Consider the following 24638-nt stretch of genomic DNA (forward strand, 5'->3'; position numbering starts at 1 on the left):
AGGATAGACATTAATTATAGCACGCAAAGCCACAGTTACCCAAGAGGGGTCAATATCGATTTTATAGTAGAAAAGTTTATTTTTCGTAAAGACTTGTGTTCACTTTATCCGCCTCATAGAGATGCGAACGCTTTTTAAAGAAACTGTACAGATGTGTAACGATTACTTTCAAGACAGCGTAACCTGGAACCGCCAGTACGATTCCCACCACACCAAACAAATTGCCTGCCGTCAGAATAACGAAGATAATCGTGATCGGATGTACTCGAAGAGATTTGCCCATAATTTGTGGAGAAATAAATTTACCCTCAATGAGCTGTACGACTGTCCATACGATAACCATCTTGAGCAGCATAATTGGTGAGGTGACCAAGGCTACAATTAACGCAGGTGTAATGGCAATGACGGGACCTAAGTAGGGGACAACGCTCGTAAAGGACGCAATGACTGCAAGCGTCAGAGAGTAGTCCAATCCAATGATTAGATAACCAATATACAACAGCGCCCCAATACAGAAGCTGACAATAATCTGCCCACGAATATAGGAACTGACCTGATGGTTCATTTCGGTCATAATGCGGTCTGTTTCTTTACGAAACATAGGCGGGAGCATTTTCAAGATAAACTGTGGCAGCTTGTGTCCATCTTTTAGCAAGTAGAACAGAATAAATGGAACCGTGGCAATCGCAAGTACAGTTTCTGTAACCACGCCCAAGAAGCTGCCCACACCCGTCCATGCATTATTAATAAAGCTAGATAACTTTTCAGAAGCTTTGGAGGCCAGCTCAGATGGATTAATTTGAATGGTGTTCTGGAACTGGTTTACAAAATCGCTGCCGATCAGTTTCTCGAATTGTCGTTGTACTTGCTCGCTATAGGCAGGAAAATTCTGGATAAGCCCCTGTATTTGATCGCGGATTACAGGTACCACCGATGTAACCACAATCGCAATAACCCCTATAATGAGCAAAAACAGTACAATAATGGAGTATATTCGTTTCACCTTATTGCGCTCCAGTACATCAACCAATGGATTGAGCAGATAGTACAAGACGCCGGATAAAATGACAGGGAGAATTATCGTTTTCAGCAGCACTATGACAGGTGTGAATATGTATGAAATTTTGGTAAGCACCAAGATATTCAAGCCGATCAGCAGCAGTACCAGCAGGAATAACACAAACTTGTTGTTCAGAAAAAACTTCTTGAATCGGTCTTTCCATGCCGGAGTTATTTCCACACCACATTCCCCTTCTCTTTACACAATTGAGTATACGTTCTTCATAGATACGATATAATTTTGGAACAAAATATACAAGGTTATACCCAAATAAACACAAAAGCAAACAAAGTTGTACGTCATCGTACAAACTTCGCTTGCTTTCGAAGGTTATGGAGTATCATTTATTGTAGTTGTAGCATCCACCGTCGTGGTCACAGGTTTGTTCTCCTGTTCAAAAAGATTCTGTATGAAGCGCTTGAGCTTTCTTTCGTCCACACCCAACACCTGCGCACCCTTAATGGTTGCCCCGCGCACCAATTCATTCGGCGGGATTTGCTGCTTCGCTACTGTTGTTGCATCGATATTAAAGCCCAATGAAGCCAATTGCAGTATTTCCGTAGTACTGAGATTCGTTTCAATATAAGGAGAAATGCTATTTAAAATACTTGGCAGTTTAATTAGAGATGAGGTTGACTGAATTTTACCGCCAAGCTCGGTAATGAATTTGCGTTGCCGCTCCGTACGCGTAAAATCGGAAGTCGCATCATGACGGAAGCGTACATATTGCAAGGCTGTTTTACCGTCCATGTGCTGCATTCCCTTTTTCAAATCAATATCAAACTGGTGTTTATCTGCCTTGGAGGTATAGTGCATATCTTTTTCGACATCCAGGTCAATACCACCCACAGAATCAACCAGCGCAATAAAGCCACTAAAATCAGTATATACATAATATTGAATCGGTATCCCCAACAGGTCGCTCACGGTCTGTCTGGTCAAGTCTGGTCCACCGTAGGAAAAAGCAGCATTCAATCTACTTTGCCCATGACCTGGGATATTGACGTACGTATCACGAAGAATCGACATAAGTGTAGCCTTTTTCGTAACCGGATCAATAGAAGCAACCATAACGGAGTCAGAACGCCCTGAATCCTCTCCACGGGAGTCGCCGCCTAGTAGCAGAATATTCACTCTTTCTGTCCCATCCCATTCTGGTGGGAGCGATACCTCTACAGGTTGTACATTGGTTTGAGTTTGTGCCTGCGGTTTGAATTTCGAATCCTGTCCGGAAGCAACCGAAATTTGATTCGTAAAATGATATATAGAATACGTATAATATCCGCCCACTAAAAGAACCGCCGCAGTCACAGAAATGCCTAACCATTTTAAAAATTTTCGCATATTTTCGGGTAACCTCGCTTTTATTCATCATCGTTCGGCTTTTAAAAGCATACCCTCCCTGCAAGTTATCTGTCAATTCGCGTCGTCTGTTCTAGTGATCGTCCGCATACCATGGATTCAAATGGACAAGCACCTCATAAACCCGCGGTTCCCGCTTCATGACAGCCCCCTTAATCAGTCGGATAATATCGTGTCCCTGCTGAATCGTCAAAGAGGCATCCACTGAAGCGCGGATATCCACGATAATATAATGGCCGTGCTCACGGGCACGGATACGGTCAATACGTTGAACCTCGGCTACACTCAGTGCGGCTGCGGCGTAGCTTTCAATCTCCTCTGTTGCAATAGCTTTTTCCATAAGCACATCTATGGATTCACGGCCCATTTCCCACGCCAATTTCAGAACTAGCAATGCCACTACGAATCCCGCAATAGGGTCGCCGTAGGATAAGATTGAAATGCTCCAGTGCTCCCCAATCAGCCCCAAACCGATACCCAGTACAGCAGCCCCAGAGGCGTAAACATCAGCGAGATGATCTTTTGCCGTTGCAATAAGACCCTGACTATTGGCCGCTCTCCCGATACGAATCGTGTAGATATACAACCACTGTTTCCAGAGCAAGGAAATAATGGCGGCCACCAATGCCAGTATATGCTCCTGTGGCATCGGTTCGAACAGTGCTGCAATCGAATGATAGCCGATAAATATGCCCGCTCCAAACAATATGACCGCCACCACGCTTGCACCGATCACTTCTGCTTTGCCGTGACCATAAGGATGATCCTCATCCGGCGGCTGGCTGGATATGCGCATCGCTCCCAGTGCCGTTGCAGAGGCAATCACGTCCCCGGCATTATGCACACCATCGGCCACCAGCACCTTGCTGTTGAACATAAGTCCTGTAATAATTTTAATGCCGGTTAATAGGATGTTGCTAATCAAGCTGATCCATGCTGAGACCATGGCGCGCTTGCCCATATCCTGTTCCTGCATGATGTATAACCCCTCCAAATTTATCTTTTGAAAAATGTATCCTAAACGCTAATCGTTTATTTCAAGGTAGCTACGCTGCTCATGTCATCTTATGGTGCTGCTCCTTCAAGCGGTATGGGTGAAGATTACAATAGCCCCGGAAGATGAGCCTCCCCGGGGCTATTATGATAACCATAGCGGAGTATTCTATGAGAATACTCCTGTTTTATCTATCTGGACCGTCCGCGACGGCCTCCTTGTCCTTGACCACCACGCGGGCCGCCTTTGGCTTGTCCACCGCGGCCACCTTGGCCTCCGCGCGCAGAACCGCCGCTACTGCGGTCATATCCGCCACGCTCGCTGCTTTGTCCTGCCGAGCGGCCTTGGCCTCCGCGTGCAGAACCACTGCTGCTGCGGTCATATCCACCGCGCTCGCTGCTTTGTCCTGCCGAGCGGCCTTGGCCTCCGCGTGCAGAACCACCGCTGCTGCGGTCATATCCACCGCGCTCGCTGCTTTGCCCTGCCGCGCGGCCTTGACCTCCGCGTGCGGAACCGCCGCTGCTGCGGTCATACCCGCCGCGCTCGCTACTGCCGCGGCTAGAGCGACGTTCGCCGCCTGTGGCATCACGACGGCCCGCCTGTTCGCGGCCGCTGCCTCGGCGTCCACCGCCGGAGTCGTTGCCGCCGTAGGAACGGCGGTCGTTTCTGCCCGAGCGGCGTTCTCGACCCTGCCGATCAGCCGTATCGGAAGCAGGTCTACGCTGTCCGCCGCCCTCACTGCTGGTGAATGTGACACCAGCAACTTTCTGGATGTTCCGAAGCTCTGGAACATCCCTTGGCGTAGCGAGCGTCACCGCCACTCCTTTGCCTCCGGCACGGCCGGTACGCCCGATGCGGTGGATGTAGCTTTCGGCATCCTGCGGCATGTCATAGTTAAAGACATGCGTGACGCCTTCTACATCCAGGCCGCGCGCAGCTACATCAGTCGCTACGAGCAATTGGAGTTTCGCTTCACGGAACGCCTTCATCACTTGCTCCCGCTTGTTCTGGGACAAATCTCCGTGGAGCTCACCGCTCTCAAAGCCCATCTCTTGCAGCTCTTCGTTCAGTTTGGCAGCCCGGCGCTTCGTACGGCAGAAAATAACAGCCAAGTACGGACGATCCGTATTCAGCATATCCACCAATGCCTGTTGCTTACCACGGTCTGTTGTTTGCACAACGACCTGACGGATTTGGCTCACCGGAACGGAAGAAGCGGATTTCACTTTGACATCTACGGGTTCGTTCATATATACACGAGCCAGCTTGCGAATACCGGCTGGCATCGTAGCCGAGAACAGCATCGTCTGTCTCCGATAAGGAACCTCCTGAAGAATCGTCTCCACATCGTTCAAAAAGCCCATGTGTAACATTTGGTCGGCTTCATCCAGGACCAGCATTTTAATACCACCCAAATCCAGCGTGCCACGTCTCAGGTGATCCAGCAGTCGCCCAGGTGTACCAATAATCAGTTGTGCGCCGCCTTTCAGTTTACGAAGCTGACGCTCTACGTCCTGTCCTCCATAAACAGCCAGTAAAGACAAACTTGGCTCCGTCGCAGCCAATCTGTTGGCTTCCTCTGTAATTTGGAGCGCCAATTCACGCGTAGGCGCAATCACGAGCGCCTGCGGGTGTCGCTTATCCAAATTCAGCTTTTGTAGAATCGGCAGTAAAAACGCAAGCGTCTTCCCTGTTCCCGTATGTGCCTCGGCGATAACATCCTGACCTTCCATCAACAGTGGAATCGACTCCTGCTGTACAGGAGTTGGGGATGAAATTCCCTGTTCTTTCAAGGCTTCTACCCAATGCTGCTCTACGCCTAATGCTGCAAAATTCTTCAAGTTGTATTCACTTCCCTTATCTGTATTCAATATGTGTCACGTAAAATAGGTTCATGTGCCATATGACATCTATCGTTCCATAGTTCAGAATTCCCATTTTTGTATCGGTTCTCATTCTACCCTTTTCAGGAAGGGAGCTTATCCGTTATCGTTGAATCTGTTCATGTAACCAACATACGGCCGCAATGCGGCTCAGGCCCGTTCCATCTATGACTTTCCTAGTATACGCGAAGTTGAACTGGTTTCCAAACGATTTTAATGAACAGTACCACAGCCAATGTAAAAGGTGAATTCGATCTTCATGTCATATATTATGGTATATGAATTGGTAATTCATGAATAAAGGATGGATGCTTGTGGTTAACAACCTGCATTATAATTTCATAATGACCGGTTCCTTGTCGGAGAAGCACACTTTGTTTGCCGAAGAGTGCTTTACTAACCTGTTCGATTGTTTTGAAACACTCCTGAATATATCAGGAATCCGCAATACCCGTGTGTCAGTCTATCAAGCCGGGGCTAAAAAGGCCAAACACGGTAAGATTCGCTGGGACAAGCAGGAGTTGCTTCGTATTGTAAGCGATGATGAATTGATTCCGCTGATGCTAGCTATCGAGGCTCCCAGTATCAAATCATCCTATAACAAAGGGACAACGCCGGAAGTGTACATTCTTTTGTCCAATGACCCCCTGTGCCAATCTTCTAATCATTGCGGCATGCTCGTTTCAATCCGTCAGGACGTTTATGAAAGTATCGACCAAGCAATCGTCGAAGACGTTATGATGAAGCTGAGCCAGTGGTTAAAGGCAAACAAGCTGCTACACAGCTCGCGTAACTTTTATGCTGGCAGTAAAGCACGCGCTATTATGGATATTCTTCCATTTGTGCTCGAACAGGATACCCCGGATATGAAGTATGTTTTTCAATCGTGGACTCCGTTCCCTTTACCACACACTTAAACAATCCGTCATACCATTAACCCCAGGAGGCTGCAATTTATGCAAATTCAAATTCAAAAGGTTGAAAAAAAAGAGAACGAATATCTCATTCATTATCAAGCCGGGGGAGCGTTGCCGTTCGTTCCGCATGATATTGTTCTGATTCATGGCAAACAGTATTTTATAGGCACGATTTTGAAAGTAGAGCCGGAACAAGCCCTTGTACGTATCAATCCAGAATATGAAGACCAACTGGCAGGGTCCATCGGACTGGAACTGGCTTTCTCTCCAACCGTTTCTATTCAAGGAGCAGACAGCATTGTCGAGAAGCTCGGCTATTTCCCTCCCTTTCATTATGACCGAATTACAGCTGCTAATATGACGAAAGACCAGATTACGCTGACGATTGAGCTATCCTACGCTAGCGTGCTTGTCCCTAAATCACCGGATCTGGAGCCTTCGGCTGAGGCACCTGTAATCCCTGAAGCTCCAGTAAAAGACGTCCCACGCTATGCAGTGACTTTTACATTTCTGGAAACCAAAGAGCATGTATTAACTCCTGTAGAAACAGAAAACATCATCTTGCAGCTTGATTTCCGTTATGAAGAAGCAGACATGGTCGTTGATATCGATGCCTTATCGGGACTGTCAGGTAGCTTTCTGTGCAGAGGTATCCACGCAGAGATTAAGGAACTGAATGAATAAACAGGAGGCTCGTGAGCTATTACGTTGTCATTCTTTTATTCACGATGATCTAGATCATCCCAAAATGCAAAACGGATTTCTAGGGATGCTCCGCCCCTTCCAGGGAGAACTAATTGAGGATAATTTCCATGAGCTGATGACCATCATTGAAGTTCTCGCAGATGAGTTGGAGAAACCATCCGTAGAACAGGAGCTGATTGCCGCTCTGTGGGGGATTTGCCAATATACACGGGCATGGGCATTATATCCTGACAGTATGCTGCAGCGAAACAACCTGCTGACCGTAGAGCAGATCAACACCCTCGACGATTGGATTGATACGATCTCCTATGCGGTTATGGTACTGCTGGAGGGTGGCGGACCGGAAGAAGCTTTATCGAACTACAGACATGAGAGTTGATCCGCAGTGATACATATATCTTAGTCAAGGGGGCCGCTTTTGCACTGCTTCGCGCACATAAAGGTATGCCTTTCGCACAACATGCTCTGAAGCAATTATTGCAGCATGAGGAATTCGGTGCATCTGCCAAACGGGAGCTGTCCACATCATCGACAACCAAAGGAGAATCACTCTACTTATGCGTGTAAGAATATTTATATTCATATTGATTATCGGGATTATATGTGTGCCTGCCTATTTTATTATGAGTAGCTTTGGATTATTTCAAAATGAAAAGGTGCTTGTACATTACAAGCTTGCCATTGAGGTAGAGGATAAAAAGTATGATGCCTGGCCTTTAATCAGCAGCTATACCGCTATAGATAAAAAAGGGGACAATCGTCAGCTCTACTATCAGGCGGAGGGCTCAGGCATAGAGTATCTGTTTCAACTGGCGTATGGACAATATGAACTCCGACCCTCCAAGGAAAATCCTTTTCTGGACGGGGGAGTCCACTACACCATGGACCATCCTGAGTATGTGCGTGAGGAAAAGCAGTATGAGAATGCTAGCGACTACACGGAATTAACCCATTATTACAATCAGCAGGAACAGATTATTTATACCTATAATCCCAAAGCCAAGCTCGATAAAACATACGTCCGTTCCATCATCACCGCTGGGATGACTCGCACGACCGGTAGATCAAGCCGTGCGGTAAAGGATGACTATATCAATATCAGTAAGCTGTTTAAGGACAAGCTGGGAGTGAATGTGAAAGTAGATGTGGATGAGGACAACAAAATCGTCACCCTATCCATGACATGATCTCACAAACGATGCACCGCTGCGTCTTCTCATTTCCAAAAAGAGGTCTATGGTTTACTAGGATCAAGGAGGCTGGTTGTTGATGCCATTCGCAATTGAATCAGGGCTTTCGCCTGCCCAGATCGCGGCATTGGAGGAACAGATACAGCATATATTGCCCGCTGGCTATACACGTTTTCTTTCACAATATAACGGTTTTTATGTAGCCGCCCCTTTTTATTGCAATGTGCCCTTCGATCGCGTGGATAACGGAGACATTGATTTGACTTGTTTTTTCGGATATGAGGTATCCAACAAAAATCATGACCTTCTAGCGATTAATGATGAATTTCTGGATGAAATCAATCATGTCGAGAACGCTTTGTTGATTGGTGCAGATGCGGGCGACAATTTTTACGTTCTAATATGTAATGAATACACCCCGTATGTGTACTACTGGGACCGCACACATCTTCATGCTTATGATGACAAACTGAACTATAATATTGCAGAGCAGGACGAATGTGGACATTTGTATCTGGTGGCAACAGACTTTACAACGTTTTTTAATCAGGTAATTGAACGACTCAACGAGCAGAAAGGGAGGCCTACTGATGACAGAAATACATAACCCTAATTGGGGACCGGCTTATTTAGAAGGTTGGGTTGTACCCGAAAACCCAGAGGCATGGGTCGAGCAGGAGTGGACCGGTAAGCTTCGTTCACAGGCAGGACATACGAAATTCCACATTTTTTATTATGGAGAACTTATGGACGAGCTGATCACTGGAACTGAATTTGCACCCCAGCTCATTATTGCAGAAGAGGCAGTCACAGGTGAACAGATCGTGATTTTTGACGGAACCCGCCATGGTTACGATGCTCTGCTATGCGAAGTTTATACCAAGGAACAGCAAAACAATCGCACTCCCCTGCTGCCCTATCTGGACGAAGATGGTGAAGATACTTTCGAGGTAAGCTTGACCGCTTTTTATAATGTTGATTGGGATGACGAGTTTGCAGACGATGTGGATGAGAATGGACAGTTAGAGCTGATCAACGGCGAACGATGCGATTTTGAAGATGCGAAGCGGAACGGCTATGACGCGATCAGCATTACGATTACCAGCGCTAAAGGTCTAAAAACAGAGATCATTCAGGACGAGTTGGCCTGACGATGGTGTTCAAAAGAATCAAGCATCGGGAAGGCGATATTTTTGTTATCCCCCTGCATGACGGCCGATTTGAAGTTATATTCACCGCCACCCAAAATCTGACCAAGGGAGTATGGCCTATTATCGATCAGCGCCCTCTATCCGAGGAACAACAGCAGCTAAAATATTTTAATTGTGCGGGCCATCTGTATTGCGGGGATGAATATATACGCAATCTGGAACTGGAAGAATATAATCAATATACTGTAATGGGCGTGGCTGGATATGAGTTGGTACAGCAATATTTAGCCCAATATGAAGACCACTAGCAGAAGAATAGCAGCGCAAATAACCACCTTGAAGTTTGATACCAAGGTGGTTATTTACGCTGCTAAAAGGGCTCGAACGTATAAGAGAATGGTGTACACTCTGTCCCCAATACCGACTTCACGCGCTCTTCATCCACCAACGCTTCGACGAGGCTATATAAATCCGGGGCTGCATACCGAAAATTGCCCCATGTGCGTAGATTCAAAGCATAGACTGCCTCATCATAATAAGCCTGAAACTGCGGACGTTGCAGCCCTGTAAAAATGCTCATGTTCACCCTCTCCTTTTGCACGTCCTATTCACCTTTTCACCCTTCGGTGCATTGATAAGGCTATTTTCAAGTGTTAATGTTGTTAAGGAATATTACAACATATGAATCATAAAATTTACGTTTTTACGCTCTTTTCGAAAAGGGGGGAACGAATATGGAGCAAAAGCGCTTCAAAGATGAACATGGATATAAATATGACTTTAGCGCCGTGATCAGGAGAGGAGAACAGGTAGCTGTTCACTGTCCCCGTTGTCAGGGCCAAGCTTTTATTTCCAGATCCAAAAAAGACTGTTATTACGTCGTTCGATGCTCTCATTGTTACTACACGTATCAGCAGCCAGAATCTTATACATTCTATGCACGCGGCGTATGCAACCATTGCGAGCGGTATTTTAATATCGAAATCCATGATGACCGAACGAAACTCCATAAAAATACGAATATAAACTGTCCGCACTGTGAGACACGCAATCAGGTTCCGGTACATCGTGTGCAATCACGCGAATGGCATACGGACGTGATCCAAAACGGAAAAGACCCTATTTTCCAGCTTCAGCTGTACTTCCTTGATTACTATCGGGGTAAACCTGTCTGGGCTCTTAACCGGATACACCTGAATTACCTGCTCTCCTATATCTCTGCCGAGTTGCGAGAAAAGCCTACATCCGGTATGATGCGTACGGCTTCCCATTCCATTCCCAAGTACATTAAGGATGCGAAGAATCGACAGGCCATCTTGAGAATATTACAAAAGCTACAGCATAAGCCACCGGCTAAGAGAGGAGCCTCCATACATGAGCATACAAACTTTTGACAGCCTTGAAGCATTGATTCGTGCCGTTGGCCAAACAGAGATCAATGATGCTTTTATGGAATAAGCGTCTCCAGTAACTCTTTTACCTCAGGGACAGCCTGCTTCAGGCTGTTTTTTAGTTTCTTCGCGCCACCCCATATACGATAAACAAGCACCTCTTGTTCGTAGTCCTCCAGCTTCTCAAGCTCCTCCACCAGTACCTGTGCCTGCTCTACGGTTTCGATTCCGGATGACTTCAGTGGTTTGGCAGACTCGTTGCCTGCCAGTAGAACTCTCGTCCAAACGGGGATCGTGTCAGGTGTTAGCCCATGCGCTTCGTCAAAAGTAGCCGCGTAACCGTCCTGTACGGACTGATGTTCACTGTCCACCAGCTTCATATAACGATTCACTAATGGGAAATAGTTCTTTCCTTTTAGGCCCAGTCCCATCACCGCATAGGTTCCCGGCATCGCCGACTTTTCACCGGGCTCTACATCGTTATACCACTTGAACTCTTCCATTACGGTTTCGGCATATTCAGCCAGCAACGGATGCAGCGCAGGGTATTCAAGAGCATTGGCGAAGAAACGATGTAACGTAGATTTAGCCAACTTGGGTACAGGCAGGTAGTTTTTCACCTTGCTTTTGAACTTCATCCGATATTCCTTGGTAAAGCCCTTTCTTAAAATATCGCATAAATATACGAGCGCTTCTCTATAGCTTTCTTCTTCCTCTGAACGAATCTGAACCTCCAGCGTTTGCAAAATATCATTGGCTTGGCAGATGACTCGCTCGCTTGTATATAACGCTGGGATGCTTCCTGATCCGCTCTCAAGCCACACGGAAGCCTGCTCCGAACCTAGCTGTGCAGCAATCTTCAAATACTTCTGCCGTGCATCGGCATCGGTCGAGCCCACCCGCATCGCGGTAAGCAGGAACATCTCCATACCTGGGGCAGAAATTTCCGAAGGGAGAATATCGGGCTTCACTTTATAATCCAGCCCATAGCTTTTTTCCCTATCCGCATACTTCAGCAAAAATTCATCTTCAGCCCAATGCTTTAAGCCACTGTTGAGCTGATACCTCCATGCTTCCTCACGCTTGCGGCTGACCTTCACTTTGGCATCCATTCGATTCAGCAGCTCATTCATCCGCTGGGCGTTTACAGGGTACAAATGAGGATCAAGCAAGTGCCTTACTAAGAAAAAATCGTCCTCTTCCTTCGGGATGGCTTTACTGGCAGGGTCGAGCTTTTGCTCCACAAACTGTTGGATAGTGGTTAACAGGTGCTGCCGTTTATCTTCATTTAGGAGTGAGAATGTAAAATGACTGGCCTTATTCTCCAAGACTACTTCCAGATGAAAATCCAGCCGATAACGAAAGAACATGGAACTGAATTCTTCCGACTTAAATAACGCCTCTATCTTTTTCCTAAACATAGGCATCCATTCGTCCTGTACCTGCTGCAATGTTACCCCATCTGTAAACCCAGAAATTTTCGTATCCGGTCTACGATGATCCCAATCAAACGGTTCGTAGGTATCCACCCACAGCCCATCCTTCTTACAGGTAACTTTTAAGTATTCATGAATTCCTTCGTGAAGGACACTTTTGATTTGGAATTCGGCGATGCGCTTTTGCTCAGAAGCGTACGCCTCATCAATCGCCTCAAAAATTGGATCTATGTAGACTTGTACCCCTGATGTCATAAGATGTGTTCCTCCTTCGTCCCCTCACAAATTGTAGTTCCTATGAAATTAAGATAGACTAATCTATAACTATTTTATTTCCTGATTATAGCATATCTCTCATTTACTTTTGGGCTCTATCCCTATAGATAGAGTGCCGGAAAGCAGGTGTATTTTACATGTATTGGGTTTCCACACAGCACACACCGGTGGCTACCGATGAACTGACAAATTTTGAGCATACCTATGGAATAACTTTACCACCTCCCTATGTAGCATTCCTCACCCGCTACGGGCCAGGCACCTATTGTGGCCTGCTGATGATTGAATGGCCCGATCCTCAACTATTGCAATCCTATACGGATTACGAACTGTGGACGCATGATGATAACTGCCCAATTACAGCACAGCAGCTGGGCGAGTGCGTAGTCATCGGCAGCTCCATAGATGGTGACTTCCTAGCGATTCACCCTCAAGTTGAAGGCTTGCTGTGGCTGCCACGACACTCGGAGATCATTACTACAAAGACTTTAGATGTTCAAGTTCCATTCACAGAGACATTAGAGCATATACTACAGGATGAATTTGGAAGAACGGAGCCATTCCCCCGTTATTTCGAACCTGTCAGCCCAGACAAAGCCGCTACATTCCTGCTGTTTAGTCCCTCGGATACGGCCGAGGCCTACAATCCAGACAATCCGAGCGATCAGGCGCTGAATTTTGCTCCGGCATCCTTACAAGCATTGGCTCAGCGATTTAAACAGCATTTTAACTCAAATCTATGGATTGAAAATGAGCATATCTGCATGGCTTTTCTTCAGACTCTTGGCGGATACGTGCGTTTTAACTATGCATATGGACGCGAAGTGGCGATCATTTATGAACCCAAAGCGATAGCACTTCGTGATGAAATTCTAGCATTCTTGCAAAAAGAGCATTGTCAGGTAGAGTAAGAGGAGGACGAATACGAATGACAGTACATTTTGCACAAACCTTAGAAAAACTGGAACAAATCGTTGATCGTCTGAGACAAAGTGGGATGCCTGATGTGGTATACCAATGGACCGAGGGGATTTCTACAGGTGAACTAACTGAGCTGGAGGAACGGCTGCAGATGCCTTTGCCTGCCTCCCTGTCTGAATTGATACAGCGGTGTGGCAGCTTAAATCTACTATGGTGTCTCCCCCAACACTGTATTGTAGCTGATGGACCGGAGTGTTCATATAAAAACAGCAATGATCTTGAACAAGAGCAGTGTATCCTAGACGATATCACAGGAGAGTTTGGCTGGAATCATGAGTATATTGGCTATTTTACATCCTATGGGGAAGGTACCGACTCAGCAGCGGACGAGCAACGATATCTGATCCTTAATTATAATGGTGCGGGTGATCCTATACTGCTTGATATGGCGACATCCACTACAGAGCCAGCGGTGTTCTGCTATCATCACGAGCTGGACCAGTTCACGCTGCTCGCGGAAAATCTACCCGCCTATATAGACACCATGCTCACCTTGCACGGGCTATGGCTATGGGATTGGTTTAAAGTGGCCGATGAGCATGGCATTCAGCTAAACAGCCCACCACTGCAACTGTGGCAACGCTGGTTGAACATGTTTTGCACGATGAAGCTGGAGAATGCGCAGTCGTTGGAGACGCTGATCCATTACACCACCATGCATGGCGTAGATCATCCTGCTGTGTTGCAGGCTTTTCAAGCCTATGATCCAAAGGATATTTTTCTTGCCTGGGAGCAGCACTGGCAGAACATTCAACATAGCCAGGTTCCATTCTCTACTTGGGCCGTTTTGGTAGGGGAGACTGCGGGGATTGGGGCTGCTGATTGGGTCCGCTCCTTGTGGGAACCGGAAACCGCGCAAGCATGGACATCTTTAGCTCAAAACAATACCCTACATGCTAAGGGTGCATTTGCGTCCACACGTGCCTATCTGAGCGCCCGCTGCCTACCCGAGCAGGAAGGCTTGGTATGTGTTTGCAATCACCTGCTACAGCATTCGGGCGCAGAAGACAAATTAGAAGGATACACCGCTAATGGGCAGCTACAGCATTTTCGTTCACCACAGGTAATTAACTGGATGCGGGATAAGGTCAATCATCCGGTGGATGGCTGGGCAATACTTTTCGCCCACTCCCGTCCTACAGCTGAGCAGTTGATTGAATGGCTATCCGATAGCGAGCTTCATCAGAAAATTGCAGCGGAGGCGCTGGATATTATGATTCATCGGGATCTTCTTCCCGCTCTGGAAGCAGACGCTTGGGCCAATATCTCAGATCTGCTTCTTGCTTCTTTGCAGCTCGTTATGCTCAAAAAAGATAAACGTCGTATTGAAGCCGTGCTTAAGCAGCTTTCAGATTTGGAACTTCGTTAATCTTTCGGAATGGTCGTATGCGGATTCACATGTACAGTGATGTGAGGTAAAGAAAGTTAGCCGCTGCGTCAGCGGCTTAACCCCCTGAGGAAAGTATCTATAGTGAATGCGATCAATTCATCATTGGATTTTGCCATAGGAAGTTCAAAATTCAGGAGCAAAGATGTCAATCCGTGCAGCATACTCCATACGGATCTGGCGATCAGGCGCTCGTCTCCTTGAATGATGCAGCCTTCCTCCATAGCGGCTTTGAGCCCAGCTTCAAGCAACTCAAAGCCTTTAAAGCGCCCACTGTCTATAAGGCTGACCAAGCTTACAGATTCAAGGTTGCTGATAAACAGGATGTTGTAATATTCCGGGTTAGCCGTCCCAAAACGAACATACGCATCAGATACCGTTTTCAGTGTGTCCAGCGCATTCGATCCCGCTGCCTGTGCTTCATCCACACGCTGCTGAAGAGCCTGTAGGAACAAGGTATTTCCTTCTATCAGCAGTTCACGGACAACGGCTTCCTTATTGGCAAAATAATGATAAATAGTCGTTGGTGAATATTCGATCTGATCCGCAATTTTGCGCATGGAGACTTCGGCATACCCTTGATTCAGGAAAAGCGACCGGGCGGCCTCAATGATTTTCCGGCGGATTTCACTGCTTTCACGTTCTCGGCGTTTGATATGTTTCATGAGTAGATGTACTTGCCCTTTCTGCCTACCCCAATTTGGCGGCGATACGATCAGCTTCCATTATACCCGAGTTCATAGCCCCTTGAAACCCGCCCCCAGGCTGTGTCCACGCCCCTACCAATGACAAACGGTCTACTGCTGACTTGTGCTTCAGCCTTTTTATACCGGACTGCCGGACCGTTTGTGCGTAGCCATAAACGGCCCCGTCGGGATTAGCGGTATACCGCTGCATCGTGCGCGGTGTGCCCAACTCGGCCACCACTACCTTGCTGCCAAAACCCGGATACAGCTGTTCAAGACATCCCAATATCTGTTGTGTCACGGCTTCTTTTTTGGCTTTATATTCAGGACGTGCAGTAGGCCAGTTCTCCAATTTATCCAAAAATGTAATTGCGATGACACCTTTTCCCGGTTCATTGAGCTTAGGGTCCATGGCGTTATAATTGGTGAGCATCCAGTTGCCTTTCGTATACTGGCCACTCATCATAACTTCATAATCTGTCTCCGAATCCAGCTCATTACGTAGGATTAAGTCTTCTTCGGTGATACCAAGCTCATGGGGTTCACATGATAATCCCAGATATAGCTGGGTGAGAGACGTGCCAGTTTCCAAACTGCTGACAGCTTCCAGCTCACGACGGGCAGCATCATGGTTTTCCAGTAGGCGGCCATAGGTATGATGGGGACTGATACCAGACACAATCCAGTTGGCTTTATATACATCCCCTTTTTTCAGACGGACACCAGCTGCTTTACCGCGTTCGAGCATAATCTCAGATACCTGACTGCGCAGATGAACTTCTCCTCCCGCTGACTTAATAGCGTCAACCAGTGCATTGGATAAAGCCTGTGCGCCTCCCTCAATGTAATACGTCCCCTCCAAATGATAGCCGATCCAGGGAATGAAAAAATACAAGGCCGCAAGCCGCTTTGGAGGCAATCCATAATAGGCCCACAGCGCGGTGAAAAATTCCGTGAATCGGTCAGACAACCCGAACTGGCTTACAGCTTCCCAGGTAGTCATTTGCGTCCAGCGGAAGAAGGTTCCTGCTTTGAGCAGGCCAGCCGCCTTGCGCCAGGAAGTGAGAGAAGAAAAAGCAGAGAAGCCTGTTTCAAAACGGCGAATGCCCCCGAATAGACTGTCAATGGCTTTCACCTCAGCAGGAAACATGTTTTTGAGGAGCTGCACATACTCCTGAACATCGGACGGAATATCAATGGTCTGCCCTTCCCAACGAATGGAGTAAGGGTGCTTTTTGCGGAGAGGAACAATTCGCTGGTCCGCATTGCAGTCCTTTAACAGCCGACCGAAGCTGCCTTCCTCGAGTCCACCAACACCATGCAAGGAGACATCAAAAGTGTAGCCCTTTCTTGTAAATTCAGTTGCGAAACCGCCAGGCAGAGTGTGGCTCTCAAAAACAGCTGTTCGGTAACCGAGCGCGGAGAGTCTTGCTGCACAGGACAAGCCACCCAGTCCTGCGCCGATGACAATAACATCGTATTGGTTCATGATTTCATCCCCCTTTTGTTAACATTGTTATATAAGTTAACAGTGTTAAGTTAAGGAGATTATATACCACAATATTACCGTTGAAAAGCCCGGTATCTTGGTTGCCCGCTATAGAAGAATACAATGAGTTCGATCTATCTACTTCTAATTGCAAGCCGCTTTAAGGATTTTTGTAGAATCCTCCCGTTGCGAAGGTAAAACTTTTTTTATAAAAAAGATCCAAAAATGTAGCGCTTTCACTTGTCAGAATCTAATGAAGGTGCTATCCTTCAAGTGGGATTGTTACTGAAAAGGCAAAACCCGAGTACACTTGTGTACCCGGAGTTTGCCTTTTTTTGATTTGTATGAATTCCACAGCATACAGTCAACCATCCCGAACATGTAGTAAGCGCTTTAAAAAATGACACCAAAGGAGATTAATCTCATGCAAAGAAGACGTTTTGCCCTTGTTTTATTATCTTTCGTGTTCCTGCTTACGATCTTTTTCCCATCCGCCAGCTCTGCCGCAGCAGCCGATGTCCCCGCGCCACAGGCTACCCTGCTTACGCAGGTACAGCCCTTGGGTGAAGTCGTATCTGCTGTTGTACTGAAATACAGCACCAATATTGACGGGGCATCCTTATCCACTTCCAGCTTTCAGGTTCAATCTGTACTCAATGATGTATATACAGACAGAACTGTGACCGGTGTATATACCAATGATACCGGAGCTATCACCAACCGCAGTACTCATGGTAAATATGTCGTAATTGAGCTGGATCCGCAAGATAAAAATGCAAGTACCCTTACTTATGATGCAACAAGCGCAGTTAACCGCATCAACACGTTGAATTATAATATTACTCAAAAGAAAGATATTGCAACTTCAAAGAAAACAGTCATTCCAGCCTCTGCACAGACTGTAAAAGCAACGGATAAAATTACACCGATCGTGGACGATTTCCAAAAAAACACCTTTGAAAATAAAGAGGGCTTCAAGCTGAACTACTTTACGTTTGAGCCTAAAGTAGAGCCCGGCAAAACCTATCCTCTGGTTGTGTTTCTGCACGGAAACGGCGAACGTGGTGACGGAAACGGAGTAAACCTGCTGGCAAATGCCGGAGCTGTTACTTGGGCTTCTCCTGAGCAGCAAGCCAAACACCCATCCTTCGTAATCGCTCCACAAAGCCCGATTGACCTGGAGCATAAATTCATTTGGGCGGATGAGCCACGCAACAGCGCTGTAGCCGATTTGGTACGTGAAACGGCGTTAAAATACCCGATCGATACCAACCGAATCTATATTGTTGGTATTTCTCAAGGAGCTATGGGAACATGGAGATTGTTGGAAAAAAATCTTGACTTGTTCGCCGCAGGTGTGCCGATTGCCGGTTTGACCAACTATGAAAAAGCCGTTAACATGTATGCGCCTGTTGAACCTACACACGTCGAGGTATTGAAAAACGTTCCGATTTGGGCCTTCCATGCTGCAGACGATACCACAGTAAGTCCTAAAAACTCGCAAGAAATGGTCGCTGCCATTAAAGCACAAAACGGAAACCTCATTCACTTCACTGAATACGAAGCAGGGATTATCAAACCTACAGGACACTTCTCCTGGGTTCCGGCTCTGCAAAATCAGGATATGATTGAATGGCTGTTTGCACAAAAGAAATAAAATTGTTTCCATAGCTCTAAAAATAATGCGCCAGAACGGTTCGATACCCGCCTGGCGCTTTTTTATATCATTCAAAAAAAGGCACCTGCCTTCCTGTGTACCACCATTAGGAAAGCAGGTGCAATATCAAAACGAGGAGACTGAAAAATTTGACACTGGTATTGCCATTTGCAGTTAACTTGGAACCTGCTACTTCGCCCGTTTCGCAGCTTTGATCGTTCTCAAAGCTCGTCTGCGAGTTACCTTGTTCGGACTCTGAAGCTGTCTTCTGGCAGTTGCCACATCTGCTTTAGCCATGTGCACATCACCATCCTATTCACTTAGGCTCATATTGGGAGCATGCACCTAAAGACTGTTATTAATGATTATGATTCTCATTATCATTTAAGATTATATAATGAAATCTACTAGCATGCAAGAGCTTTTGGGGGAGTAGTACATTCATAGAATATATTCTAGATGATGGAAATTGAAAACAATAATTTCTTTTGAAAAGGACCCGTAAGAAGTCACTTGGGCTCATTCCCCTTTGCATAGTGTCATCTCACAGGTCTTTCTTTATTCTTTGAACTTATCACATCATTACTTAAATAAGATCAAAACACTTTAAAAAGTATTTTTGTAGTTAACAAACTTCACCAAACAATATACAATATTAAAAGGTGAGCGGGTTAATGTACGTGTACAAAAGGAATCATTATGCTAAATATTAAAAATGTTGTTAATCGAATCAAAGCCAAAGTGACTACTTTGAAGCCGTCTCTCAAACTGGTCTTCAACTGGGTAGTCACTTGGGGTCCGTTCTTCTATGGCTTGTTCTGGGCTATTCGATTAATAGCATTACTAATCGGCTACCCATTTTAAATAGGTAATTTGGCGGGTTACGCAAGCTCAACCGATATTCAGGGTCAATACTTGGCAGTCTTGCCCTGAAAGAACTCTCCAATAATACACATTCACGTTACATTGACTAGAGATGCTATCTGCCGAAATCTCTTTCCTTTAATAATGTATTCTGCTTACTATAAAGCAATACCAAAAGAAAAAAGACCCCATTCTTGGCAGTCTGGGTCTTTTTCTTTAAAGGAATTCATTATGCAAATATATACTATTCGGGATTACCCGAGTGTTACCCTAAAACATTATATAAATAGATCTACATTACTTTAGAATTCACTTATATTTTAAAATGCTCGTATAAACGTGTCAAGCCTCTTTACCCAATTCTTGCAATCATTAATCCACTTTGCCGCCCTCTACGACCAATTGATCTGTAAAGCCCTCTCCGTAAACGGAGGTCAATGTGTCCTTATAGGCTTGATGCACAAAGTTTTCCTTGCCTAATGTAGCCAGCTCATTGTTGATCCAGTCTAACAGCTCCTTATTTCCTTTTGCTACTGCGGGTGCAATTGTATCTTGACCACCAAAGGCCGGGATGGTTACGGTAAAGCCGGGGTTGGCCTTGGCCCAGGCGATCAGCTCTGTATTATCGTTGGCAATGGCGGCGCCGCGTTTGTCTTTGAGGGCTGAGAAGATTTCTGTGTATTGATCGAATTTAAGCAGCTTGATGTCAGGATAATTTTTCGTAAAATAGGTTTCAGCCGTCGTTCCCTTTGCCACAATCAGCTTCTGGTCCGAATTCTTCAATTGGTCAATCGTGGTGATTGGAGCGCTGTCAGGTGACACAATACCAAAGGATAATTTCATATACGGATTGGCAAAATCGACTTTTTCTTTACGCTCATCCGTCACCGTAAAGTTAGCCATGATGATATCTACCTTGTTGGATTCCAAATAGGCGACCCGGCTGGCAGCATCCACCAGAACAAATTCCACCTTGGACTCGTCACCCAAGAGATCTTTGGCAAACCGCTTCGCAATATAGACGTCAAAGCCTTGATTCTTCCCTTCCGAATCCACGTAGCCAAAAGGCGGCTTATCTGCAAATACACCTATTCGAATTTTGCCATTCTTTTTAATGTCCTCAATCGAGACAAATTTAGCCGAGCCTGAACTACCGTTGGTATTTCCGCCTCCTGCACATCCCGCCAAACCAACAAGCAGCAAGCTCAAAGCCAGTAATAACGTCGTGAACTTCATTCCTTTTCTCATCTGTATTCATCCCCCTGTTTATATCGTTTCGTACTGAAATATATCCAGAAAGTGCTGGGCACGCTCTGTTTCCGGTTGGGTAAAAAATTGCTGTGGCGTAGTCATTTCACATATTTGTCCTTGATCCATAAAAACGATACGATCTCCTACCGACTTGGCAAATCCCATTTCATGCGTCACGATAATCATGGTCATGCCCTGTTGTGCCAGCTCTCGCATGACATCCAGCACCTCTCTGACCATTTCCGGGTCCAAGGATGCGGTGACTTCATCAAAGAGCATAATTTCCGGGTTCATACACAGGGCGCGCACAATCGCAATCCGTTGCTTTTGCCCACCTGATAATTGTCTCGGATACGCATCTTTGCGATCCAGCAGACCCACTCGCTCCAATAGCTGCTCCGCTTGCTCAAGTGCCTCCTGCTTATTTCTCCGCTGAACTTTAAGCGGGCCGAGCAATATATTTTCTAAGACCGTCATATGCGGAAACAGCTCGTAGTTCTGGAACACCATTCCGATATGCTGCCGCACCTCACGCCAATTCACTTTCTTATCCGTCAGGTCCTGCCCTCTATAACGGATATCTCCACTCTGGACCGGCTCCAGACCATTGAGACATCGGAGGAGCGTGCTTTTTCCACATCCCGAAGGACCGAGAACGACCACGACTTCCCCCTTCGTTACGTCCAGATTAATCTGTTGCAGTACTTTTCGGTCTTCGAAGCTTTTGTGCAGCCCTCGAATTTCGAGTAAAACCTCCACAGCCTCTCCCATGACATCCACCCCATCCTGCTAATTTTGCCATCTGCGTTCAAATCTTTTGGAAAGCCTGGATAACGGATAGCATACGAGAAAATACAATATGAAAATAAAGCCGTACACCCAGAAGGATGCCGAGGGCGCTTTGATTACACCAAGCTCAATAATCTGCTGCCCGACCTTGACCACTTCCACTACACCGATCAGCACCACTAATGAAGTGGTTTTGATCATCCGTGTCGCCAGATTAATAGAACCGGGAAGCATTCGGCGCACTGCCTGGGGAATGAGCACATGGCGGTATAACTGTCCATATGTCAGTCCCAATGCCTGCCCGGATTCCACCTGATGCTTGGGCAGTGATTCCAATGCACCACGAACGATGTCACCAATCTCGGCCGCTCCCCACAGGCTGAATACGATAATTGCTGTCAATTCCCCGCTGATATTCACGTTCAACAAAGGAGTAAATCCAAAATATACGACATACAACCACACCAGAATTGGAATAATGCGGAATGTCTCCAAATATAATTTCAGCACAAACCGAATCGGTCTTGATTTTAAGGTGCGCAGCAACCCCATCAAAATGCCTAATAGAGTACCGATAATAATGGAAAGTAGCGCAATCTCCAGCGTAACGAGTAATCCCCCTAATAGACGCTCGAAATTGGAACCTTCAAAAAGTACATTAATCCCCGAATTCAGCATATCGCACCTTCCTTTCCACCCACGTCAGCAGTATCGACAAAGGTAAAAGCAGGACGAGATATGCCAATACCAGCAGAATTAGCGATTCCGTCGTTTTGTAGTACATGCCGATCAGGTCTTTTGCCACATTCATCAGATCTAATAAAGCAATGGCGCCAACAATGGAAGTCTCCTTGAGCAAAAAAATCGCATTCGCTCCCAGAGACGGAACGCTGATGGCAAAAGCCTGTGGCAAAATAACATATCTCGCCAGTTGTATCTTGGACAGTCCGAGACTCAGCCCGGATTCCGTCTGGGTTTTACTCACTGCTTCCATTCCCCCACGGAACGCCTCAGCCATATAACCCCCGCCCAAAAAGGTCATGCCCACAATGGCACACGTCATTTCGCTCATATGCAGACCTATTTTCGTAAACCCGTAATACAGAAAATATAACTGTACAAGCAGCGGCGTATTTCGGGAAAGCTCAATATAGGCAACAACGATGCCGCTAATTCCCCTTACCTTGTAATACAGTACTGTGCTGCACAGCAAACCGACGACTAATGAAAATAGAATAGCAAAAAAGGCGATCTTCAACGTCAACCACATAGCTTCTCCATATAACGGCAAGCTCTCTACAATAAACTCCCAGTCTAAGTTCATATGTGCATACCTTTCAATTTTCAATTATTCCTATGTATTTTCTCTGCTTAATAACAATGATTGTATTCCTGCCCAATTATTACGTCAATACTTTGATGAAAATTTGTCATATTTATCTATGGTTTAGGAAGAAAAGTGTTGTTATATTTCAGAAATAAATAAAAAAAGCTTGAAATGAATAAATTTCATTTCAAGCTTTGATTTATGCTATACGATTCATCACACGAGCGGCTCGGTAACAAGAGGGCCGCCGAGCTTCTCTACAATTAAACGGCTCTCCTCATTTAATCCCCGCAGAGTGATGGATTTGCCGGATCTCGTATACTTTTGCAACACCTTGCCGATGGCAGTAACTGCGGAGTGATCCCAAATATGAGAATGGCTAAAGTCCACAACCACACGTTCTGGATCATCCAAAGGTTCGAAATGATCGACAAAACGAGTTGTTGATGCAAAAAACATCGGACCTCTGACATGGTACACCTTCTCGTCGTTGTTCTCCGTTGCGCTGATGCGAATTTTAGCCATTTTCCAGCCAAAATGCAGGGCACTCAGCAGTACGCCCACGATCACGCCCTTGGACAAATCATGCGTAGCCACCACGATGATCACCGTAACTACCATAATTAACGTATCTGCCTTCGGAACCTTGGCAATGTTTCGCAGCGATTTCCAATCCACAGTTCCAATACACACCATGAACATGACTCCCACCAATGCGCCCATTGGCACTTCCTTTACAACCCCGCCAAGCACGAGCAGCAGAAAGGCCAAGAATACCCCAGCCGTAAAAGTGGACAAACGCCCTCTCCCGCCTGAGCTGACATTAATGACGGATTGTCCGATCATGGCACAACCACCCATACCACCAAAAAAGCCATTTACAAAGTTGGCAATCCCTTGCCCGCGGGCTTCCCGGTTTTTATTGCTTTTCGTTTCGGTCATTTCATCCAGAATACTGGCTGTCAGCAGCGATTCCAGCAGTCCAACCAGTGCCATCGTAAAGGAATACGGCAGCAAAATCCGCAAAGTATGCCACGACCACTCAATTTGTGGCAAATGGAATGAAGGCAGCGAGCTGGTTAGTGTACCGATATCTCCTACCGTTTTCACATTCAATCCAAATACATACGTAATGATCGTCATGATGATGATTGCCGTCAATGGAGCAGGAATGCTTTTTACAAATATCGGTAAAATATACACAATAAGCAGCGTCCCCGCTACCATCGCGTACATGATCCAATTAGCTCCATGAAAGTGGGTGAGTTGTGCCATAAAGACGAGGATCGCCAGCGCATTCACAAATCCGGTCATGACCGGCTGCGAAATAAAGCTGATAAAGCGACCTATTTTCAAAACACCCAGCAGCACTTGAATGATTCCTGCCAAAATGGTAGCTGCAAACAGATATTCCACGCCATGATCCTTCACCAGGCCAACGACCAGTACAGCTACGGCCCCGGTCGCTGCCGAGATCATCGCCGGACGTCCACCTGCAAAAGAGATGACAATGGCCATTGAGATGGAGGCGTACAGTCCGACCATGGGATTGACCCCCGCAATGATCGAGAAGGCAATCGCCTCGGGAATTAGTGCTAGCGCCACAGTCATGCCTGCAAGTATATCGGCCCGGATATTACCGAACCATTGTTGTCTAAGATTCATACTGTCTCGTTCCAGCCTCCTATATTTACAGAGAGTAGCGTGTTGACTCGCAACCCGTGTGTTTCGGGCATCCGTCCAGCTGCCAATCGCCAAGGCTCTCCTATCATTCAGCTCGTCTCTCTCAAACGAACCCGGTCCGTTACATTCAGTCCATCATTATAACGTAAGGAATTCGCA

26 protein-coding genes are annotated in these 24638 nt (G+C 46.3%); 12 read left to right on the plus strand and 14 right to left on the minus strand.

Features of this window, described 5'->3' with window-relative positions; all coding sequences use genetic code 11:
* Positions 1 to 76: 76 nt before the first annotated feature.
* From KAI36_RS24760 to KAI36_RS24775, 4 genes are all read right to left on the minus strand, one after another.
* Positions 77 to 1240 (minus strand): AI-2E family transporter, encoded by a 1164-nt coding sequence (locus KAI36_RS24760; protein ID WP_220026261.1) that lies wholly within the window; start codon positions 1238 to 1240, stop codon positions 77 to 79.
* 150 nt (positions 1241 to 1390) lie between these two features.
* The gene (locus KAI36_RS24765) at positions 1391 to 2404 is read right to left on the minus strand and encodes an LCP family protein (RefSeq protein WP_220026262.1); all 1014 of its coding nucleotides are present in this window, start codon (positions 2402 to 2404) and stop codon (positions 1391 to 1393) included.
* Between the two features lie 91 nt (positions 2405 to 2495).
* Positions 2496 to 3398, minus strand: a complete 903-nt coding sequence (locus KAI36_RS24770) for a cation diffusion facilitator family transporter (protein ID WP_013312377.1) — start codon at positions 3396 to 3398, stop codon at positions 2496 to 2498.
* 209 nt (positions 3399 to 3607) lie between these two features.
* Positions 3608 to 5257 (minus strand): DEAD/DEAH box helicase, encoded by a 1650-nt coding sequence (locus KAI36_RS24775; protein ID WP_220026263.1) that lies wholly within the window; start codon positions 5255 to 5257, stop codon positions 3608 to 3610.
* 335 nt (positions 5258 to 5592) lie between these two features.
* On the opposite strand from KAI36_RS24775, the gene KAI36_RS24780 reads away from it, so the two are divergent.
* The 8 genes from KAI36_RS24780 to KAI36_RS24815 all read left to right on the plus strand — a co-directional run bounded on the left by KAI36_RS24780 (position 5593) and on the right by KAI36_RS24815 (position 9570).
* Positions 5593 to 6216, plus strand: a complete 624-nt coding sequence (locus KAI36_RS24780; protein WP_220026264.1) for a hypothetical protein — start codon at positions 5593 to 5595, stop codon at positions 6214 to 6216.
* Between the two features lie 39 nt (positions 6217 to 6255).
* Complete coding sequence (locus KAI36_RS24785) at positions 6256 to 6900, plus strand: immunity 50 family protein (protein WP_220026265.1); 645 nt, start codon at positions 6256 to 6258, stop codon at positions 6898 to 6900.
* Positions 6893 to 7300, plus strand: coding sequence for a hypothetical protein (locus tag KAI36_RS24790; RefSeq protein ID WP_220026266.1), 408 nt, complete (start codon positions 6893 to 6895; stop codon positions 7298 to 7300). The genes KAI36_RS24785 and KAI36_RS24790 overlap by 8 nt, the downstream gene beginning before the upstream one ends.
* On the plus strand, positions 7297 to 7488 hold the full coding sequence (locus tag KAI36_RS24795) for a hypothetical protein (RefSeq protein ID WP_258382222.1): 192 nt from the start codon (positions 7297 to 7299) through the stop codon (positions 7486 to 7488). The genes KAI36_RS24790 and KAI36_RS24795 overlap by 4 nt, the downstream gene beginning before the upstream one ends.
* Positions 7479 to 8108 carry a hypothetical protein gene (locus KAI36_RS24800; protein ID WP_220026267.1) on the plus strand — a complete coding sequence of 210 codons (630 nt, stop codon included), beginning with the start codon at positions 7479 to 7481 and terminating at the stop codon, positions 8106 to 8108. Before KAI36_RS24795 ends, KAI36_RS24800 begins: the two co-directional genes overlap by 10 nt.
* Positions 8109 to 8190: 82 nt before the next feature.
* A complete protein-coding gene (locus KAI36_RS24805) occupies positions 8191 to 8718 on the plus strand; it encodes an SMI1/KNR4 family protein (protein WP_220026268.1) in 528 nt (175 codons plus the stop codon).
* Positions 8702 to 9262 carry a hypothetical protein gene (locus KAI36_RS24810; RefSeq protein ID WP_220026269.1) on the plus strand — a complete coding sequence of 187 codons (561 nt, stop codon included), beginning with the start codon at positions 8702 to 8704 and terminating at the stop codon, positions 9260 to 9262. The genes KAI36_RS24805 and KAI36_RS24810 overlap by 17 nt, the downstream gene beginning before the upstream one ends.
* Before the next feature lie 2 nt (positions 9263 to 9264).
* Complete coding sequence (locus tag KAI36_RS24815; protein WP_220026270.1) at positions 9265 to 9570, plus strand: Imm26 family immunity protein; 306 nt, start codon at positions 9265 to 9267, stop codon at positions 9568 to 9570.
* A 62-nt stretch (positions 9571 to 9632) separates the two neighbouring features.
* Here the strand turns inward: KAI36_RS24815 and KAI36_RS24820 are convergent, their stop codons facing one another.
* Positions 9633 to 9842, minus strand: coding sequence for a hypothetical protein (locus KAI36_RS24820; protein WP_220026271.1), 210 nt, complete (start codon positions 9840 to 9842; stop codon positions 9633 to 9635).
* Between the two features lie 154 nt (positions 9843 to 9996).
* Here KAI36_RS24820 and KAI36_RS24825 point away from each other — a divergent pair, with 154 nt between their 5' ends.
* Positions 9997 to 10656 (plus strand): hypothetical protein, encoded by a 660-nt coding sequence (locus KAI36_RS24825; RefSeq protein ID WP_220026272.1) that lies wholly within the window; start codon positions 9997 to 9999, stop codon positions 10654 to 10656.
* 53 nt (positions 10657 to 10709) lie between these two features.
* On the opposite strand, the gene KAI36_RS24830 is transcribed toward KAI36_RS24825, so the two are convergent.
* Positions 10710 to 12344 carry a DUF6138 family protein gene (locus KAI36_RS24830; RefSeq protein ID WP_220026273.1) on the minus strand — a complete coding sequence of 545 codons (1635 nt, stop codon included), beginning with the start codon at positions 12342 to 12344 and terminating at the stop codon, positions 10710 to 10712.
* Positions 12345 to 12502: 158 nt separating this feature from the next.
* On the opposite strand from KAI36_RS24830, the gene KAI36_RS24835 reads away from it, so the two are divergent.
* A complete protein-coding gene (locus KAI36_RS24835) occupies positions 12503 to 13276 on the plus strand; it encodes an SMI1/KNR4 family protein (protein WP_220026274.1) in 774 nt (257 codons plus the stop codon).
* A 17-nt stretch (positions 13277 to 13293) separates the two neighbouring features.
* On the plus strand, positions 13294 to 14715 hold the full coding sequence (locus tag KAI36_RS24840) for an SMI1/KNR4 family protein (RefSeq protein WP_220026275.1): 1422 nt from the start codon (positions 13294 to 13296) through the stop codon (positions 14713 to 14715).
* A 68-nt stretch (positions 14716 to 14783) separates the two neighbouring features.
* Here KAI36_RS24840 and KAI36_RS24845 read toward each other — a convergent pair whose 3' ends face one another.
* Together KAI36_RS24845 and KAI36_RS24850 are read right to left on the minus strand one after the other, a co-directional pair.
* A complete protein-coding gene (locus KAI36_RS24845; RefSeq protein ID WP_013312391.1) occupies positions 14784 to 15398 on the minus strand; it encodes a TetR/AcrR family transcriptional regulator in 615 nt (204 codons plus the stop codon).
* A 25-nt stretch (positions 15399 to 15423) separates the two neighbouring features.
* Positions 15424 to 16908, minus strand: coding sequence for a phytoene desaturase family protein (locus tag KAI36_RS24850; protein WP_220026276.1), 1485 nt, complete (start codon positions 16906 to 16908; stop codon positions 15424 to 15426).
* A 424-nt stretch (positions 16909 to 17332) separates the two neighbouring features.
* On the opposite strand from KAI36_RS24850, the gene KAI36_RS24855 reads away from it, so the two are divergent.
* Positions 17333 to 18565, plus strand: a complete 1233-nt coding sequence (locus tag KAI36_RS24855) for a PHB depolymerase family esterase (RefSeq protein ID WP_220026277.1) — start codon at positions 17333 to 17335, stop codon at positions 18563 to 18565.
* A gap of 189 nt (positions 18566 to 18754) precedes the next feature.
* Here the strand turns inward: KAI36_RS24855 and KAI36_RS24860 are convergent, their stop codons facing one another.
* The 6 genes from KAI36_RS24860 to KAI36_RS24885 all read right to left on the minus strand — a co-directional run bounded on the left by KAI36_RS24860 (position 18755) and on the right by KAI36_RS24885 (position 24461).
* Positions 18755 to 18862, minus strand: coding sequence for a putative metal homeostasis protein (locus KAI36_RS24860; protein WP_158659131.1), 108 nt, complete (start codon positions 18860 to 18862; stop codon positions 18755 to 18757).
* Between the two features lie 939 nt (positions 18863 to 19801).
* Positions 19802 to 20677 carry a cysteine ABC transporter substrate-binding protein gene (locus KAI36_RS24865; RefSeq protein WP_220026278.1) on the minus strand — a complete coding sequence of 292 codons (876 nt, stop codon included), beginning with the start codon at positions 20675 to 20677 and terminating at the stop codon, positions 19802 to 19804.
* A gap of 18 nt (positions 20678 to 20695) precedes the next feature.
* Positions 20696 to 21451: an amino acid ABC transporter ATP-binding protein gene (locus tag KAI36_RS24870; protein WP_029518574.1), complete on the minus strand. Its 756-nt coding sequence runs from the start codon at positions 21449 to 21451 to the stop codon at positions 20696 to 20698.
* Positions 21452 to 21469: 18 nt separating this feature from the next.
* Positions 21470 to 22147, minus strand: a complete 678-nt coding sequence (locus KAI36_RS24875) for an amino acid ABC transporter permease (protein ID WP_013312399.1) — start codon at positions 22145 to 22147, stop codon at positions 21470 to 21472.
* Entirely contained in the window at positions 22128 to 22793 is a 666-nt protein-coding gene (locus KAI36_RS24880) for an amino acid ABC transporter permease (protein ID WP_039271644.1), read from the minus strand. Before KAI36_RS24880 ends, KAI36_RS24875 begins: the two co-directional genes overlap by 20 nt.
* Positions 22794 to 23012: 219 nt before the next feature.
* Positions 23013 to 24461 (minus strand): SulP family inorganic anion transporter, encoded by a 1449-nt coding sequence (locus KAI36_RS24885; RefSeq protein WP_220026279.1) that lies wholly within the window; start codon positions 24459 to 24461, stop codon positions 23013 to 23015.
* Positions 24462 to 24638: the final 177 nt, after the last annotated feature.

The sequence above is a fragment of the Paenibacillus sp. S02 genome (genome assembly GCF_019454065.1).
Taxonomy (GTDB): Bacteria; Bacillota; Bacilli; order Paenibacillales; family Paenibacillaceae; genus Paenibacillus; species Paenibacillus polymyxa_B.

Coding starts and splice junctions, on each gene's coding strand:
- KAI36_RS24765 (WP_220026262.1), bottom strand. CDS start 2,404: ATGCGAAAATTTTTAAAATGGTTAGGCATTTCTGTGACTGCGGCGGTT.
- KAI36_RS24770 (WP_013312377.1), bottom strand. CDS start 3,398: ATGCAGGAACAGGATATGGGCAAGCGCGCCATGGTCTCAGCATGGATC.
- KAI36_RS24780 (WP_220026264.1), top strand. CDS start 5,593: ATGAATAAAGGATGGATGCTTGTGGTTAACAACCTGCATTATAATTTC.
- KAI36_RS24785 (WP_220026265.1), top strand. CDS start 6,256: ATGCAAATTCAAATTCAAAAGGTTGAAAAAAAAGAGAACGAATATCTC.
- KAI36_RS24790 (WP_220026266.1), top strand. CDS start 6,893: ATGAATAAACAGGAGGCTCGTGAGCTATTACGTTGTCATTCTTTTATT.
- KAI36_RS24800 (WP_220026267.1), top strand. CDS start 7,479: ATGCGTGTAAGAATATTTATATTCATATTGATTATCGGGATTATATGT.
- KAI36_RS24805 (WP_220026268.1), top strand. CDS start 8,191: ATGCCATTCGCAATTGAATCAGGGCTTTCGCCTGCCCAGATCGCGGCA.
- KAI36_RS24810 (WP_220026269.1), top strand. CDS start 8,702: ATGACAGAAATACATAACCCTAATTGGGGACCGGCTTATTTAGAAGGT.
- KAI36_RS24815 (WP_220026270.1), top strand. CDS start 9,265: ATGGTGTTCAAAAGAATCAAGCATCGGGAAGGCGATATTTTTGTTATC.
- KAI36_RS24820 (WP_220026271.1), bottom strand. CDS start 9,842: ATGAGCATTTTTACAGGGCTGCAACGTCCGCAGTTTCAGGCTTATTAT.
- KAI36_RS24825 (WP_220026272.1), top strand. CDS start 9,997: ATGGAGCAAAAGCGCTTCAAAGATGAACATGGATATAAATATGACTTT.
- KAI36_RS24830 (WP_220026273.1), bottom strand. CDS start 12,344: ATGACATCAGGGGTACAAGTCTACATAGATCCAATTTTTGAGGCGATT.
- KAI36_RS24835 (WP_220026274.1), top strand. CDS start 12,503: ATGTATTGGGTTTCCACACAGCACACACCGGTGGCTACCGATGAACTG.
- KAI36_RS24840 (WP_220026275.1), top strand. CDS start 13,294: ATGACAGTACATTTTGCACAAACCTTAGAAAAACTGGAACAAATCGTT.
- KAI36_RS24845 (WP_013312391.1), bottom strand. CDS start 15,398: ATGAAACATATCAAACGCCGAGAACGTGAAAGCAGTGAAATCCGCCGG.
- KAI36_RS24850 (WP_220026276.1), bottom strand. CDS start 16,908: ATGAACCAATACGATGTTATTGTCATCGGCGCAGGACTGGGTGGCTTG.
- KAI36_RS24855 (WP_220026277.1), top strand. CDS start 17,333: ATGCAAAGAAGACGTTTTGCCCTTGTTTTATTATCTTTCGTGTTCCTG.
- KAI36_RS24860 (WP_158659131.1), bottom strand. CDS start 18,862: ATGGCTAAAGCAGATGTGGCAACTGCCAGAAGACAGCTTCAGAGTCCG.
- KAI36_RS24865 (WP_220026278.1), bottom strand. CDS start 20,677: ATGAGAAAAGGAATGAAGTTCACGACGTTATTACTGGCTTTGAGCTTG.
- KAI36_RS24870 (WP_029518574.1), bottom strand. CDS start 21,451: ATGGGAGAGGCTGTGGAGGTTTTACTCGAAATTCGAGGGCTGCACAAA.
- KAI36_RS24875 (WP_013312399.1), bottom strand. CDS start 22,147: ATGCTGAATTCGGGGATTAATGTACTTTTTGAAGGTTCCAATTTCGAG.
- KAI36_RS24880 (WP_039271644.1), bottom strand. CDS start 22,793: ATGAACTTAGACTGGGAGTTTATTGTAGAGAGCTTGCCGTTATATGGA.
- KAI36_RS24885 (WP_220026279.1), bottom strand. CDS start 24,461: ATGAATCTTAGACAACAATGGTTCGGTAATATCCGGGCCGATATACTT.